10 protein-coding genes are annotated in these 15605 nt (G+C 44.5%); 9 read left to right on the forward strand and 1 reads right to left on the reverse strand.

The window, feature by feature from the left end:
• The first annotated feature begins 111 nt into the window (after nt 1–111).
• From phoB to BK026_RS17900, 8 genes are all read left to right on the forward strand, one after another.
• Nucleotides 112–801, forward strand: a complete 690-nt coding sequence (gene phoB, locus BK026_RS17865) for a phosphate regulon transcriptional regulator PhoB (protein ID WP_071817069.1) — start codon at nt 112–114, stop codon at nt 799–801.
• Nucleotides 802–884: 83 nt separating this feature from the next.
• Nucleotides 885–2186: a phosphate regulon sensor histidine kinase PhoR gene (gene phoR / locus BK026_RS17870; protein ID WP_071817072.1), complete on the forward strand. Its 1302-nt coding sequence runs from the start codon at nt 885–887 to the stop codon at nt 2184–2186.
• Nucleotides 2187–2240: 54 nt separating this feature from the next.
• The gene (locus BK026_RS17875; RefSeq protein WP_083575192.1) at nt 2241–3227 is read left to right on the forward strand and encodes a PstS family phosphate ABC transporter substrate-binding protein; all 987 of its coding nucleotides are present in this window, start codon (nt 2241–2243) and stop codon (nt 3225–3227) included.
• A gap of 359 nt (nt 3228–3586) precedes the next feature.
• Entirely contained in the window at nt 3587–6367 is a 2781-nt protein-coding gene (locus BK026_RS17880) for a hypothetical protein (protein ID WP_071817764.1), read from the forward strand.
• Nucleotides 6368–6484: 117 nt separating this feature from the next.
• Nucleotides 6485–9133, forward strand: coding sequence for a TonB-dependent receptor domain-containing protein (locus BK026_RS17885; RefSeq protein WP_071817074.1), 2649 nt, complete (start codon nt 6485–6487; stop codon nt 9131–9133).
• Nucleotides 9134–9343: 210 nt separating this feature from the next.
• On the forward strand, nt 9344–9916 hold the full coding sequence (locus tag BK026_RS17890) for an ECF-type sigma factor (protein ID WP_071817076.1): 573 nt from the start codon (nt 9344–9346) through the stop codon (nt 9914–9916).
• The gene (locus tag BK026_RS17895; RefSeq protein WP_071817078.1) at nt 9916–10227 is read left to right on the forward strand and encodes a hypothetical protein; all 312 of its coding nucleotides are present in this window, start codon (nt 9916–9918) and stop codon (nt 10225–10227) included. Before BK026_RS17890 ends, BK026_RS17895 begins: the two co-directional genes overlap by 1 nt.
• Before the next feature lie 109 nt (nt 10228–10336).
• Entirely contained in the window at nt 10337–13225 is a 2889-nt protein-coding gene (locus tag BK026_RS17900; RefSeq protein WP_071817080.1) for a serine/threonine-protein kinase, read from the forward strand.
• A gap of 41 nt (nt 13226–13266) precedes the next feature.
• On the opposite strand, the gene BK026_RS17905 is transcribed toward BK026_RS17900, so the two are convergent.
• Nucleotides 13267–15123 carry a hypothetical protein gene (locus tag BK026_RS17905; protein ID WP_071817082.1) on the reverse strand — a complete coding sequence of 619 codons (1857 nt, stop codon included), beginning with the start codon at nt 15121–15123 and terminating at the stop codon, nt 13267–13269.
• Nucleotides 15124–15367: 244 nt separating this feature from the next.
• On the opposite strand from BK026_RS17905, the gene BK026_RS17910 reads away from it, so the two are divergent.
• Entirely contained in the window at nt 15368–15598 is a 231-nt protein-coding gene (locus tag BK026_RS17910; protein WP_071817084.1) for a hypothetical protein, read from the forward strand.
• Nucleotides 15599–15605 lie beyond the last annotated feature (7 nt).

Below are 15605 nucleotides of genomic sequence, written 5' to 3' on the forward strand. Positions count from 1 at the left end.
CGTCAACAAAGCAGACCTGTTATGCTTGACACATAAATGTAATCGTTTTAATAAAACTGTCACAGAGCAGATGAATAATAGCGGCGTTTACAGATGAGCAGGAAGATTACGATGTCTCGTACAGTGTTGGTGGTAGAGGACGAAGCGCCTATTCGCGAAATGCTTAAGTTTGTGCTTGAGCAATCGGGTTTCAATATAATTGAAGCCGAAGATTATGATATTGCACAGGAAAAAATTTGTGAACCTTATCCAGATTTGATCTTGCTCGATTGGATGTTGCCAGGCGGTAGCGGCGTGCAGTTGGCAAAAAGCCTAAAGCAACACGAGTTTACCCGAGATATTCCTGTCATCATGCTTACCGCAAGAGGCGAGGAAGAAGACAAAATACGTGGTTTAGATGCTGGCGCTGACGATTACGTAACAAAACCTTTTTCTCCCAAAGAATTGGTAGCGAGAATAAAGGCCGTCATGCGCAGAGTGACACCAACTTCATCTGAAGAGCCTATTGAATTCAACGGACTAAAACTTGAACCGGTATCGCACCGCGTTATGGCTAATGACGATCCACTTGATATGGGGCCAACTGAGTTTAAGCTGCTGCACTTCTTCATGACCCATCCAGAGCGTGTGTATAGCCGAGAGCTTTTGCTAGATAACGTGTGGGGAACGAATGTCTATGTTGAAGACCGAACGGTTGATGTTCACATTCGGCGCCTTCGAAAAGCTATATCTCGACACGGCCATGATGCTATGATCCAAACCGTTCGAGGAGCAGGCTACCGTTTTTCTACTAAGTTATAATGGTAGCAACCAAGAGAAAACTTTGTCTTTTCTCTAAATAGGTCTTTATTAGACCATTCATTCTAAACACAGCGGATTTATTCATGTATTACCCGTTCTCGTGGCTGAGAAGTACAATGCGCCTAGTACTGTTCCTGCTGGTCTTTGCACTTATCGGGTGGTATTTGGATGACCTGCTGTTCGCGGTAGCCATTGGAGCAACATTGTTGCTGCTGTTTAATTACTGGCACTTATATAAACTTAATCGCTGGCTCTGGCATAGCCGGAAAATGTCACCCCCTACCGTTCGAGGTGTGTGGGAGCATATCTATGAAGGCATATATTACCTACAGCGACGAAACCGCAACAAGCGCAAAGAGCTAGGCGAGCTTGTTAAACGTTTTCGGGAAGGTTCTGAGGCATTGCCCGACGCGGCAGTAGTTGTCGACTCAAAAGCATGCATTATCTGGTGTAACAGGTTAGCGAGGTTAGACTTGGGGCTGAAATGGCCTCAGGATTCTGGCCGTCGAATAGACAATTTGTTGCGTCATCCAGAGTTTATCCAGTATTTTCATGCTGGTAATTACAAGTACCCTATCGAAGTACCGTCTCCAACCAATCCAAACAAAACCTTTGAATATCGTATTATGCCCTATGGTGACGAGCATCTTTTACTGATAGCGAGAGACATTACCAGAGTGTCTCAGCTTGAGGAAATGAGAAAAGACTTTGTTGCTAACGTGTCACACGAATTACGTACACCTTTAACGGTAATAAATGGGTATTTAGAAATAATGCCTGTCGATGAAACATCAGATCCATTCACGCAAAAAGCAATGAAGGAAATGACGCTACAGACACAGCGAATGCAAAGCCTAATCGAAGACTTGCTGGTGCTATCTAGAATTGAGGCAAGTTCTGAGCGGATATACGAGAATGTGGTCAATATACCAACCGTTCTTGCGCAGGTAGAGCGCGAAGCTCAGGCGCTAAATAAAGATAAGCAACATAAGATAACATTTCATGTTGATAAAGAACTTTTTGTGTTCGGTGTGGAAACGGAGTTGCGCAGCGCATGCTCTAATCTTGTTTTTAATGCTGTTCACTACACGCCTGCTGGTGGTGAAATAAATGTTTATTGGCGACGCAGTGCTTCTGGAGCTCATTTTTCAGTGGTAGATAATGGCGACGGTATTGAGCAAAATCACCTTAATCGCCTGACTGAACGATTTTACCGGGTAGATAAAGCGCGTTCGCGTAAGACCGGTGGTTCAGGTCTTGGTCTTTCTATTGTCAAGCATGTACTAAGTCATCATAATTCTCGTTTAGATATCAAAAGCGCGGTGGCAGAGGGCAGTGTATTTTCATTTGTGTTGGACAATGAACTTATTGCAGAGAACCCTTAAAAACGTGAAGGTGTTATTCAGCCGTTACAGTCAGCAGTGGGGGAAAGTCTTATCATGCATGTTGTAATTAAAAGCGCCATTGTGTTTTTTCTCTTCGGTTGTCTTGTAACTGCACCGAATGCTTCTTCGGAACAGGCAAAGGCGCATGACACGTATGAAGTGCCTTATTATGAACGTCAGCCCGGTGTTGCCGGTAAAATTTCATCGGTAGGTTCTGATACGTTGGCCAATTTGATGACGTTTTGGTCACAAGAGTTTAAAACACTCTATCCGCAGGTAGGTTTTCAAATTCAGGCCTCTGGCTCTTCGACCGCACCGCCGGCACTTATTGAAGGTACCGCTACCATCGGCCCCATGAGTCGCGAGCTTAAGCCTAGTGAAATTCGCGACTTTACACGAGTACACGGCTATCCTCCAACGGTGCTAAAAGTGGCGATGGATGCCATAGCTATATTTGTAGACAGACGTAATCCGCTGCCCGGAATGACATTGGAACAAGTAGATGCGGTATTTTCTGAGACACAATATTGCGGTGCGCAACATAAAATAGAAAACTGGTCTCAACTGGGTTTAGATAACCCTCAGTACCAGTCGCCTATACGATTATATGGGCGAAATTCGGTATCGGGAACGTACGGCCTATTTAAAGTTATGGCGCTGTGTGACGGCGACTTTAAAAACACCGTTAATGAACAACCGGGCTCTGCGTCAGTAGTGTTATCCGTGGCCAGCGGTACTGGCGCTATTGGTTATGCTGCTTACGGTTATAAAACGGCAGGCGTTCGCGCGTTACCCCTTGGCGAAACATTATCGTCACTGGTGCCGTTGTCAATTGACACTGTTCGCAACGAAACATACCCATTTGCCCGTTTTCTGTATCTTGTTATCAATAAAAAACCTGGTGAGCCTTTACCCACCCTAGAACGTGAATTTTTGCGCTTTATTCTGTCTCGGGAAGGACAGCAGCAAGTAGTAAGAGACGGATATTTTCCTATTCGAGAGGATGTCTTGATACGACAACGCAGACTGTTAGAACAGTAGTCAATTTGGCATTTTTATGTCATTTCAGGCGACCACTCACCACGCAGGCTTTGTCATATTATCGTCACAAAATAAAGGTTTAGTGACATAATTATCAATAGGATATAACAATCTAAGGCGCTGAGGTTTCCACACGCATAACGTAACTTAAGAAACTCTTCTATTTTTACCCGTTGAAAAATAGAAGATTTTTCTTTGGCCTTTCGAGCAGTACTTTTCTTGACCGCTTAGTAGCCTAAATTTCCTGATTTTATATGAAAGTTTTGTTACAGCGTCATAATGTAACAAATGTGTCATTTACCTTCGGTAAAGTTGCCGCGTTTTCTAAATCCATAATTATACCGTACTTGGAGAAACACATGGAACTTAAGCAACTTTTCAAAGCTTCAGCGATTGCTACTGCTCTTGTGCTAGCAGGCTGTGGCGGCGATATTAATATCAGCGAAGGTGATATTGATAATAGCGTTACTAATAACAATGGTGGTTCAACTGGTGGAAATACTGGTGGTGATACAGGTAGTGATGACGCTACGCCAGGTGAAGTAAGCTCTTTTCTAAGTGGAGAGGTTTCTGACGCTTTCGGTCAAACAGTTGAAGTTCGTGTTCTCTCTGGACGTATTACTGCCGATGATGCAGATGCACAAGGCGTTGTTACACTAACTAACGATAAAGTATGGGCGCTAGAAGGCCCAGTATTTATCGGTAACGATAAAGCAGACAGCGTAACGCTAGCTATTGAAGAAGGTACTGTAATCTTTGGCCGTACGGGTGCGGACTACCTAGTAGTAAGCCGTGACTCAAAAATTGAAGCCGAAGGTACTGCATCTGCACCTATTATTATGACTTCATTTAACGATGTTGTTGGTGATGAAGTAGGTGCAGGCCAGTGGGGTGGCGTAGTTATTCTTGGTAACGGTACGTCAACCAAGTGTCCACAAGATGGTTCAGATTGTGCGCTTCAGGTAGAAGGTGCCGAAGAAGGTGCGGTATTTGGTGGTACAGACGATACAGACAACTCTGGTATCCTTAAATATGTTGTTGTTAAGTACGCGGGTTTTGAAATTGCACCAGACAACGAGCTTAACGGTATTACTTTCGGTGGTGTTGGTTCAGGTACAGAAGTTGATTATGTTCAAGTACATAGCAATGCTGATGACGGTGTAGAATTCTTCGGCGGTGCGGTAAACGCAAAGCACTTGGTATTGACAGCTAACCAAGATGACTCAGTTGACTGGGACAACGGCTATAAAGGTAAGCTTCAGTACGTTTACGTTCAGCATGCGGCTGACAACTCTGACGCCAACCGTGGCATCGAAGGTGACGGCGACGGCGGTGACGGCCTAGATTTCTCTAAGCCAATGATTGCTAACATGACAGTTATCGGTAATACCTTCGACACTGCTGACGCTGACTCTGAAGGTTTGCTTCTTCGCGACCAAACCGGCGCTAACCTAATCAACTTCCTTATCACTGGTCCAGAAGGTATGGGCGAGTGTCTAGAAATGGACACAGACGAAACGGTTCAAGCCAACCTTTCTGACGGTGACCTAACTATGACTTACTCAGCCATTGCGTGTTCTGAGCCGTTTAACACACCTGAGGGTGCGGTTGACTTAGAAGCGTGGTTTACTGGCCAGGAAGGCAACCAGCTAATCGCGTTTGAAGACCGTGCAAACCTTGGTCTTAACCCTGACGGTACACTAACAGCTCAAAGCACACTGCTTACTGCAGGTGGCGATGCATCTACCTTGCTTGATACTTTCTTTGAAGCGAATACATTCGTTGGTGCTGTTGGTGAAACAGACTGGCGTCAAGGTTGGGCGTTTGGTTTCGGTGGCGGTAACATCGAACTAGTACAATCTGCTTCTGGCTGTCCATCAGGTACAACGTCAATCACGCCAGTAGACGGTTCGACTACTACATGTGAAGTTTCAGGTACGATCACGTCAGACCTAACGCTTACTGCAGGTAATATTTACGCGCTTTCTGGTGCAGTGTTTGTAGGTGGCGATAAAGAAAACAGCGCAACGCTTACTGTTGAACCAGGTGTAACGGTTTACGGTGCGTCGGGTAACGATTACCTGGTAATTAGCCGTGACTCTCAAATCAACGCAAATGGTACGGCTGCTGACCCAATCACTTTCACCTCACGTGACCACGTTGTGGGTGGTCTTGAAGCGGGTGAAGCCGGTCAATGGGGCGGCATGATCGTTCTAGGTAACGGCGAATCAACGAAGTGTCCACAAGATGGCTCATCATGTTCACTTCAAGTTGAAGGTGCACAAGAAGGTGCAGTATTTGGCGGTACTGACAACACTGATAGTTCAGGTACGCTTCGCTATGTTCGCGTAATGCACGGCGGCTTTGAAATTGCACCTGATAACGAGCTTAACGGTATCACCTTCGGTGGTGTAGGTTCTGGAACTACGGTTGAGTACCTACAGGTACATAAAAACGCAGATGACGGCGTAGAATTCTTCGGTGGTGCAGTAAACGTTAAATACCTTACGCTTACAGGTATTCAAGACGACTCGGTAGACTGGGATAACGGCTATGTAGGTAAGCTACAGTTCGTACTGGTTAAGCAAGCAGATGACAATTCAGATGCTAACCGTGCTATTGAAGGTGACGGTGACGGCGGTGACGGCACAGCGTTCTCAAACCCTATGGTTGCTAACATGACCATTATTGGTAACGAGTTCGATACAGCTGATGCTGACTCTGAAGGTGTTCTTCTTCGCGACCAAACTAACGCGCAGCTTTATAACTTTGTCGTTACTGGTCCAGCTGGTATGGGTGAATGTTTTGAAGCCGACCTAAGTGACGGCGATACAACACTACTTGCTAACATGGACGGTACTAACACGCCGCAGCTTACTTTCGAAACGTCTGTACTGGCATGTGCGGAAAACATCAAAGATTCTGGCGACTTCAGTCAAGAAGCTTGGTTTACTGCGCAAACGGGTAACAGCCTACTTGATAACAACGCTACGGTACTTAACGGTATCTATACAGTGGATGCAACAGTAGCAACCGACGTATCGACGCTAGACAGTTTCTTCTCTCCTGTAGACTTTATCGGTGCTGTTAAAGACGCTGATAACGACTGGACTGCGGGTTGGACTGTTGGTCTTGAATAAGGCCTAGTTCGCATAGCTAAAAACAAGCAAGTGCGTTGCAAGAGTGGCGCACTTGCTTTTAAGTTTGTAAAACACGAATTATTTTCGTGTATGTATTCCTTTCTAAAGAGGTTCATCATGAACAGACCTGCTAACAGGTTTCTTCTAAAACCCATCAGCTTAGCCGTTGCAGCGAGCATGGTGCTGCCAACGTCTATGGCTTTCGCTCAATCAAATGAAGAAGAGGTGATTGAGGAAGTTGTCGCTACCGGTACACGCCTTAAAGGCACGGCAACGGCAGTAATGGAAGAACGTAAAAATCAAGCCTTCGTAGCTGATATCATGGGTGCTGAGCAGATTGCTCGAACAGGTGACAGTGATGCTGCTGGCGCGCTTCGTCGTGTAACGGGTCTAACGCTGGTAGATGGTCGTTTCATCTATGTTCGTGGCCTTGGTGAGCGTTACTCATCAACACAACTAAACGGCGCAATTGTGCCTAGCCCAGATCCTACGCGTAATGTTATTCCTCTCGACTTGTTTCCGTCGAGCATTATTGAAAGCCTAGCGGTTCAAAAATCCTACTCGCCGTCTATGCCTGCGGCATTTGGTGGTGGTAACGTAGATATTCGCTTGAAGTCTATACCCACACAGCGAGTGTTTAACGTATCTGCTGCGCTTGGTATTGATACGGAAAACTCAGGTGACGTGCTAGATTACGCGGGTGGTGGTCGCGACTGGACTGGTGAAGACGACGGTACACGTGGTGTTTCTGCTGCTATCCAAGAGCGCTGGGACTCAAAGAACTTCTTAGATGATCTAGAACCGGAAGAAGCACTAGAGTTATTCAAAGGCGTTAACCGAGAATATGGACTTGAGAGAGAGTCTGCTGACCCAGACATGCGCTTTAATGTAACGTACGGCGACAGTTACGATTATGATGATGATTGGCGCTTTGGCTTTCTCGTAACTTCACGTTACTCGGCGCAAACCCGTTCTTCAGAAGAATACGAACTACAAGATCCTGACTTAGTGGGTGATGACATCATCAATGTACGCTTCTTTGACGATATTAAGGGTACGGAACAAACCGTGACCTGGTCTTCATTGTTAACGTTAGGTGTAGACTATAACCGTCAGCATCGCGTTGACTACAGCCTGATTGTGCTGAACGATACACGTGACGAAATTCGCGAAATGTTTGGTAATACGGAAAACTTAAACCAAGCAGAAGGCCTACGTATTCGCGATATCGACGTGCAATATGAAGAGCGTTCACTTTATACCAACCAGCTTAAAGGCCAGCATACATTCCCAGAATTAAACTTTATGGGTATTGACTGGACATACTCGTTGGGTCGCTCTGTACGCTATGCGCCAGGTAATTTTAACGCCCGTTTCGTAATGGAAGATGTGAATCAAGACGGCATTTTCGACGACGAGAACGAGATCTTTTTGTCAGATGCGCAAACTGCGGCTCGTTATACCTTCCAAGATCTTCACGACCGCCTGGAAAATTTTGGCTACAACGTAACGTACCCCATGTCGTTTGGAAAGTGGGAAACAGAGTACAAAGTCGGTGCTAGCTTTGTAACAAAAACCCGTAGTGCAGAAAACCGCCGCTTTGATATCAACACGTTAGGTGTAGCTGACCGTTCAATTCTAGATGGAAACGACTTTAGCGAAATCTTCAGTGACGATGTGTTAGATACGCTATCGCTTTCTAATCGCCCAATTATCCGTGACACGACAATTGCAGCTGATGATTATGTAGCAGGTCAGAAAATAGATGCATATTACTTTGAAGCTGACTTCTTCTATGACAACAAGTGGCGCTTTACCGGCGGCGTACGTTGGGAAGACTTCCGTCAAGTAGTGGCGCCGTTAGATCCGCGCACAAATCAGTTTGACTTAAGCGATGAAGCAGACCGCTCTCAACTAGCCTTCCAAGAAGATGGTTTTTATCCAGCACTTGCTGTTACTTACTTCTTAGAAGACGACATGCAGCTAAGAGCGAGTATTGGTCAAACGGTAGTTCGCCCTGACCTTCGTGAAGTATCATCAGCAACGTACCTAGACCCACTTACTAACTTCCCAATTGCGGGTACGCCGGGTGTGAGTACAACGGATATCATTAACTATGATTTACGTTGGGAATGGTATCGTGAAGCAGGCAATAACGTATCGGTAGGCTTATTCTACAAAGACATGGAAGCGCCTATTGAATCGGTACAATCTCCTGCCCAGGATGGTCCGCCGCTTATTCGTATTGCAAATGCTGAGTCTGGTGAGGTTTACGGCGTTGAAGTTGAATTCCTACAAGACTTAGCCTTTATTGGTGACGGTATATGGGACAACTTGTTTACCACAGGTAACATTACCATCAGTGACTCTGAAATTGTGCTTGACCGCCAAAATATTGTAGAGCAAACCGGTGTATCAGCGGCAATCACTAACGTTGAACGCCGTATGACAGGTCACTCTCAGTATGTGTTAAACATGCAGTTAGGCTATGACTCAGATAACGGTGAACACTCGGCATCATTAGTTTATAACGTATTTGGTGAGCGTATCCTGATTGCGGGTATTGATGGTTTCGATGATAACTTCGAACAGCCATTCCATTCACTTGATATGGTTTACAAGTACTACCCAGACTTTAATAGCACGCTAACATTACGTGTTCAGAACATCCTAGGCGAAGATCGTGAAATTGAGTTCAACGATACGCTGCTTAGGTCAGAGACAAGGGGTACAGGTATAAGGTTGTCATTTAAATACGACTTCTGATCAGTATCTTGTTACGCGAAAAGGCCGCTTTTTTAAAGCGGCCTTTTCTGTATGTAATACCATATATGGTATGAAGCCGCTAACCATCGTTTATACAGCTTAAAATAAAGAATCAAAAAAAAATTACGGTTTTTTCTAGTAACGCCGTGTTTGTTTTTTCTGCTCGCATTCATATACAGTGGCTACAACGTTTACGGAGTTAACTTAGTTATGTCACAAGCCATTACGCAGGCCATCATTGATTGGCAAACCAACAAAAAAGACGCACAAGAACACTTTTATCTTGTGATTTACGATCATCTTCGACAGCTTGCTTCAAAAAACCGTCAACGTGTTGTCGAGCGTTTTGGTAACGATGCGATACAAGAGCATGTTAACTCGACAACGTCATTGGTGCATGAGCTGTACATCAAACTTAGTCAAAACCAGGAGTTCTACAACAATCGCGCCGAGTTCTTTTTTATGGTGTCGAGAACCATTCACAATATCTTGGTAGATCAAGCGCGTAAAAATAGTGCTGAGAAGCGCTCAGCAGACATAGTCAGTTTTGAAGATGTAACTACCGACGCACCAATAAAAGAAATAGACAGTGAGTTTATTGCATTGAGTGAGTCGATAGAGCGTCTTACACAAACCTACCCAAGACAAGCGAGAGTGATACAGTTAAAGTACTTTGGAGGGCTGCTTGCCAAGGAAATAGCAGATGTCTTAGCGGTAAGCCTGTCGAGCGTAGAAAAAGACATTTCTTTTGCCAGAGCATGGCTGAAGGTTAGGTTGTCATAGTGAGTGCTTCTTTACTGCAAATAGTGCAAACCGTTTATCACGGCATTTCGTTGAGTGTATTTTGGAAAGACAGCGACAACGCCTATCAGTTTTACATGGATGGTAAGGAAAGAGGGGCGCGGTTATTCGACGCTTCAGTATCATCTAGTTTTTCATTCGCCGTAAAGGACAGCCAATTCGTACTGAAAGTTACACCTTCTAGTAAAAAGGGGGTAGATATTATCGGGTTCTATAAAAGTGGTTTACCGTACAAACTTTCTGCTTTTCGCTCGTCTGACAAAATGTTGGTATCAGTTAGCGAGTCGGCATGAATAGACAAAATACCGCAATGCAAATGGAAAATGTCGACATGTTGGACTAACTGTGCTGAAATGAAGTCAATGACAAGGATGTAGTTGTAAGTAGCGGTGGTACTTTAGCGTGTCAGGCAGTGACCCATTAACCCAACCTTTACCCCATCATTTTGCCCAGTTGCAGGAGCTCACGGCTGAGCAACAAGCGGCATACCTGGATGAATTAGACGATTTCACATTAATCGGCGAGCTGGAAGCCTTACTTGCAGTGGGCGATGAAAGTGATTTTATTACGCTCATTGGCGGGCAGGTAGATAAGCTTACCGGTGATAAAGCCATAGAAGCATTAGCAAATACCCGCGTTGGCCCTTTTGAATTACAAGGCATTATTGGCCGTGGTGGCATGGGTGTGGTGTACGATGCCAAACGCATAGACGGTGTGTTTGAACAGCATGTGGCTATTAAGTTTGTTTACCCCAGTATTACTGCTTTAACAGGCCGTGAAACCGTATTCTTTGAGGCGCGTTGCTTAGGCCAATTGGCCCACCCCAATATTGTGACCATTCACGATGCTGGTGAATTATCACTGGGGGCGTGTTATTTCGTGATGGAGTATTTGGAGGGCGAAGCGCTAGACGCTTACAGTCGCCGACCAGAAATAACCACGCAAGATTTGGTTTGTCGCATAAACGATTTATGTGATGCCCTTGAAGCCACCCACCGTATTCACATCGTACACAGTGACATAAAGCCGAATAATGTGGTGGTTAATACCGAAGGGCGCACCAAGGTGTTGGACTTTGGTATTGCGCAAATTATGGAAGGCGAGGTTGCGTCTATCAGTCAATCAACCGTAAATTGCGAAGACTCAGAAGGGAAAGTCAACGAAGATATTTCGAGTGATACTGCTTTTGATAATTCGTCAGGAAAAAGCAGTTCACAAAGCATAAAAGGCATGACCATGGCCTTTGCGGCACCAGAGCAAAAGCAAGGCATTGTTACCCCGCTATCGGATATTTATTCTATAGGCGCACTTTTACGCTATGTACTTTCCTTAAACGCTCACTACAAAAAACTACCCAAAGCACGCCAACAAGAACTCCAACGCATTGCAGACCAATGCATGCAACAAGAGCCTAACAACCGTTATCAGCAAGTCGCAAGCATAAAACATGATTTACAACATTGGCTGGAAGGAAAGCGACTCAGTTTTGAACCCAAAATGTCGTTACGCACCGGTAGCAAATGGGTAAAACGAAACCCGTGGTCAAGCGCGTTTGCGCTCATTATTGCTATCACGCTACCCAGCGGTATTTACTATCAGCAACAGCTAAGTAGCGAAAAAGCCCAATCTCAAGAAGTTGCCAAACACTTTGAGTCTTTTATTCGCTATACCGACCCTGCTATTGCAGGGCGGCCAATGAGCGAAGCAATGCAAATGTTGTTAGACACCTACAACAATGTGGCCAATTCTACCCAGCTAACGCTCGCTAACAAGCATCGCATTGTGGTAACTATTCTCGATAGCCTAATCGGGCTAGGGGAATACGAGCAGGTATTGGCTTACGAAAAAGATGGCTTTTTTACAACCTTATTAAGCATCGACTCAGAGAACGATTTTGCGCTCACTCGTCAGCTGATCACCACCCAAATAAAACAGGGAAGCGATGCCAAAGCTTACGAACGCTATCAACGTGCGCTTGAGCAAAGTTCAGAAGTATCAGTGCGAGCATCACTATTGCTGGAATTAGCCGTTTCTCCCGTCTTTGAAAAGCTGTTGGGAAATGATGGGCTTACAAAATGGGCAGCACTTAATAATCGCATTGTTAACAATGCCCACCTTTTTAACGAAGAGGAATTGCAGGGCAACACCATCAATAAAATTAATAGGCTATATAAAACCTTATTTAGGCAAATCGAAGCTACACAAAATAGAAAAGCGTTGAGTGATGAAAGCATTCAGTCTTTATATTCACAAACAGCGGCTATGGTGAACCAGCTGCCGGTTACTCATCCAGACACTAATATCGTTCTAAAGCGCTTGTCTCATATAAGTTTTTTAATGGGGGCTGAAGAAAGGTACTCTCGTATACTTCGTGAAAACCTTGAAGTGATGGAACAGGTATATGGTAAATATCATCCTATTACCATTAAAGCGCTGTCGATAATCGGTCAAGTTTTACATAGTTATGAACATTCGCTTGCTGATGCCAACATTTACTATCAGTTAGCGTATGAACGCGCCACTCAAAGTGGCTTTCTTTACAACGGACTATTTATCGACAATTTGCATTGGGCTATGTCTTATATGGGGGAGCATCAAGCACTAAAGGAGTCAATGTTTTCCCTAGATGATACCTTACTTCAAAAGTTAGACTGGAAAGATCAGTATTATCTTAAGTTTGATCGTATCTGGTATACGTTAGAGTTTTTTCCAGAGCAGGCCTACAGCGAAGTTATCGACGTTCAAAAGTGGCTTGCAACTGTACCTGAATCGGTTGCCGTAACAGAATTTAACGTGCCGTCTGAGAAACTGTTTTTGGCAGTATTGAAATTGTCGTTAGAAGGCAAATATACCGAAAGTATAAACATGTACAACAGTGGGCGTAATGTCATCGATGGAAGCAGTCCTTGGCCCGTTGATGCTTTAGAAGAGTATTTATATCGCAAGCAAGGTGACTTTGATACAAGTCTCAAAATACTAGATGAATATGTTCCAAAGCACGATGATTTAGGGATTTTCAACCAAGACGGCTTATTTCAAGATGCTTTTTTATGGCGAGCTCAAAGCTTAGCAGAACTAGGAAAACCAGAAGAAGCTGCCGCAATATTGCAAGCGTGTTTCGATTTTAGCTACAACCTGCGGGCCGAGCCTGATAATTTCTGGCTACAAGTGGTTGCCACCATGGCCGATTACTACAACTTGCCCCTTGATACATACGAATTAACCGTACCGCTGATGGACACTAACTTTTTATTTACCGGTGGTAAGCAGCGCCTAATGCCGCAGCAGTAACATCGACTTACTGCTGCAGCATGGTTATAAGAGCTGTTGCGTTAATTTTCTTGCTGTTCTTCCAATGCATTTTGCTGTGCAAGGGCCGCTTGTTGCATGGCATCTACAGCGAAAATGCCGGTAGTGTTAGCTCGTGAACCTTCGTTCATTTTGTGCATGTGTGCAATGGCTTCTTCGGTGTCTTTGTCATTCATGCTAGCCACATACTGCCTATTGGCTAAGCTGGTTTTAAGCTCATTAACAATGGTATCTAATTCTGCTTGGTTTTTTTGCATAGACATTAAAAAGCGAGGATGTTCCAAATTCTTTTCTCCCGACGTAGCAAAAATAGAGGTGGTTGCACGCGTACTTACAAACCAAGGCGTAATAGATGAATTGACCACTTTGTTCTCTGTCAGGTTCGAATCGTTCATGCCGCGGCCAATTGACATCTTTGATTCGAGATAAGTACCTTCGATTTGCGCCCACATTAGAAGGCTAGAGAAATGTAATTCTCCCCAATAAAGGTGGCTGGCAGCGCTTAGTATTTTGCTGCCTGCTCGCACGGCAAAAAACGCAAACAACGTAAATACAATACCGTTAAAAGCAGAAACTACCGGCGCTAGTCGCTCAAAAGAAAGGTTTTCAATCTTGAGCGCAACGAGTGAGTTAATAAAACCAGCTAGCTGGTAGCCTAACCATAGAAATAAGGCGCTGCTTACTACCAGGCTTGCTGATGCACCTACTGTGGCAAGCACTTTGGCAAAGCGAGGCAGTTGAGTATCGCTTGCCACCGCTGGTTGGGTTTCAATCATAACATTGCCGAAAAAGCTGCCTTTGCCGTCAGCTTGCTGGCGCATGTTAGTAACAAACGGCTTATATATGCGGTTAGGAATTTCTTTGTACCGCCTATTCGCTAAAACCATGGTCTCCATATTGATGAATAATTCTTTTGGATTTACTTTTTCTTGAAAGTTATCACGGTATTCAGCAACCGCCGATGTTGGCGTGGCCATTTTCATTCTCGCAATCAACCCCGGTAACGCTAAGCCGAAAACCAAGACGGTTACAGCGAAAAATATCAGCAAATTAGGCAGTGCATTGAATATGTCAACTTGCGCTTTAATAAATTCAACTTGTTCGAACAGCTTACTAGGTGCAGCATCTAACGCAAAGCCAGCGCCAATGGGAACTAAAATAGCCATAACCAGCATAGGGGCCAATGCCCAACTGCCTTCACTTTGCACCGTAACCGCACTAATACTGTTCTGCTGGGCCGAGGTGCTAAGCCAAATTACTGAAATGTAGATAAGCAAAAGTAGGGAAAGAATAGGCATAGCGATAAGGCTTGCTTTTTCCCCGGCTAACCCGCTAGATACTACGAACCACGCTACCATAAAAACCGTTATGGCAACCACGATATCTATGGCAAGCGAGGCCAGTGTTTGCGCTAAATTTCTGAGGGGGTAGGGTAGAAAAGTCAGTTTTGGAAATAATGAATGTACAAAGCGTGCAACCCAGCCACGTGGCTCAATGAAGGTAGTATTCTTTCGCCCCATCAGCATAGAGTGCAAACTTTCTTCATTGTAAAGCACGCTGTTTTTTTCAGCCTTAGCGTTTTCTTTTTCTGAGTCCGCTTTATTAAAGGCAAGAGATGTTGGTACAGAACGACCAACAAAATAACGGAATAATTGAAACATGCCTGAACCAATAACGCGTATACCAGCGATTAATAATACGGCACCTAAACACGCCAACGTATAGCCCATAATAGGATCTTGCTTTAGTTGGCTGGCTACAGAAATTAAAGGCACTACGCCCATAATGGCAATGATAATGCCGGCCATAATGCGCATAACACCTTCAAAACGAAACGGATTATTTATACCAAGTGTTTGTGAACCATAATCGTATGCCATTTTACTTCCCTTTTATCTTCAAATACGCTGCGACAACCTAAAGCGTTGTTTACCAAGTTTAACGCTGCTAAAGCGCTTTTCTTTTATGCCCGAAGATCGCGTTTGCGAAGACAAGTTACCAGACACGTAATTGAAAAAATAAACCGTAAAACAAATATCAAACTGATGTCGACATGTTGGACTAACTGTTCTGAAATGAAATCAATGACAAGGATGTAGTTGTAAGTAGCGGTGGTACTTTAGCGTGTCAGGCAGTGACCCATTAACCCAACCTTTACCCCATCATTTTGCCCAGTTGCAGGAGCTCACGGCTGAGCAACAAGCGGCATACCTGGATGAATTAGACGATTTCACATTAATCGGCGAGCTGGAAGCCTTACTTGCAGTGGGCGATGAAAGTGATTTTATTACGCTCATTGGCGGGCAGGTAGATAAGCTTACCGGTGGCAAACAGCGCCTAATGCCTGATAATTAAACTATCG

The sequence above is a fragment of the Alteromonas sp. V450 genome (assembly GCF_001885075.1).
In the GTDB taxonomy this organism is placed as follows: Bacteria; Pseudomonadota; Gammaproteobacteria; order Enterobacterales; family Alteromonadaceae; genus Alteromonas.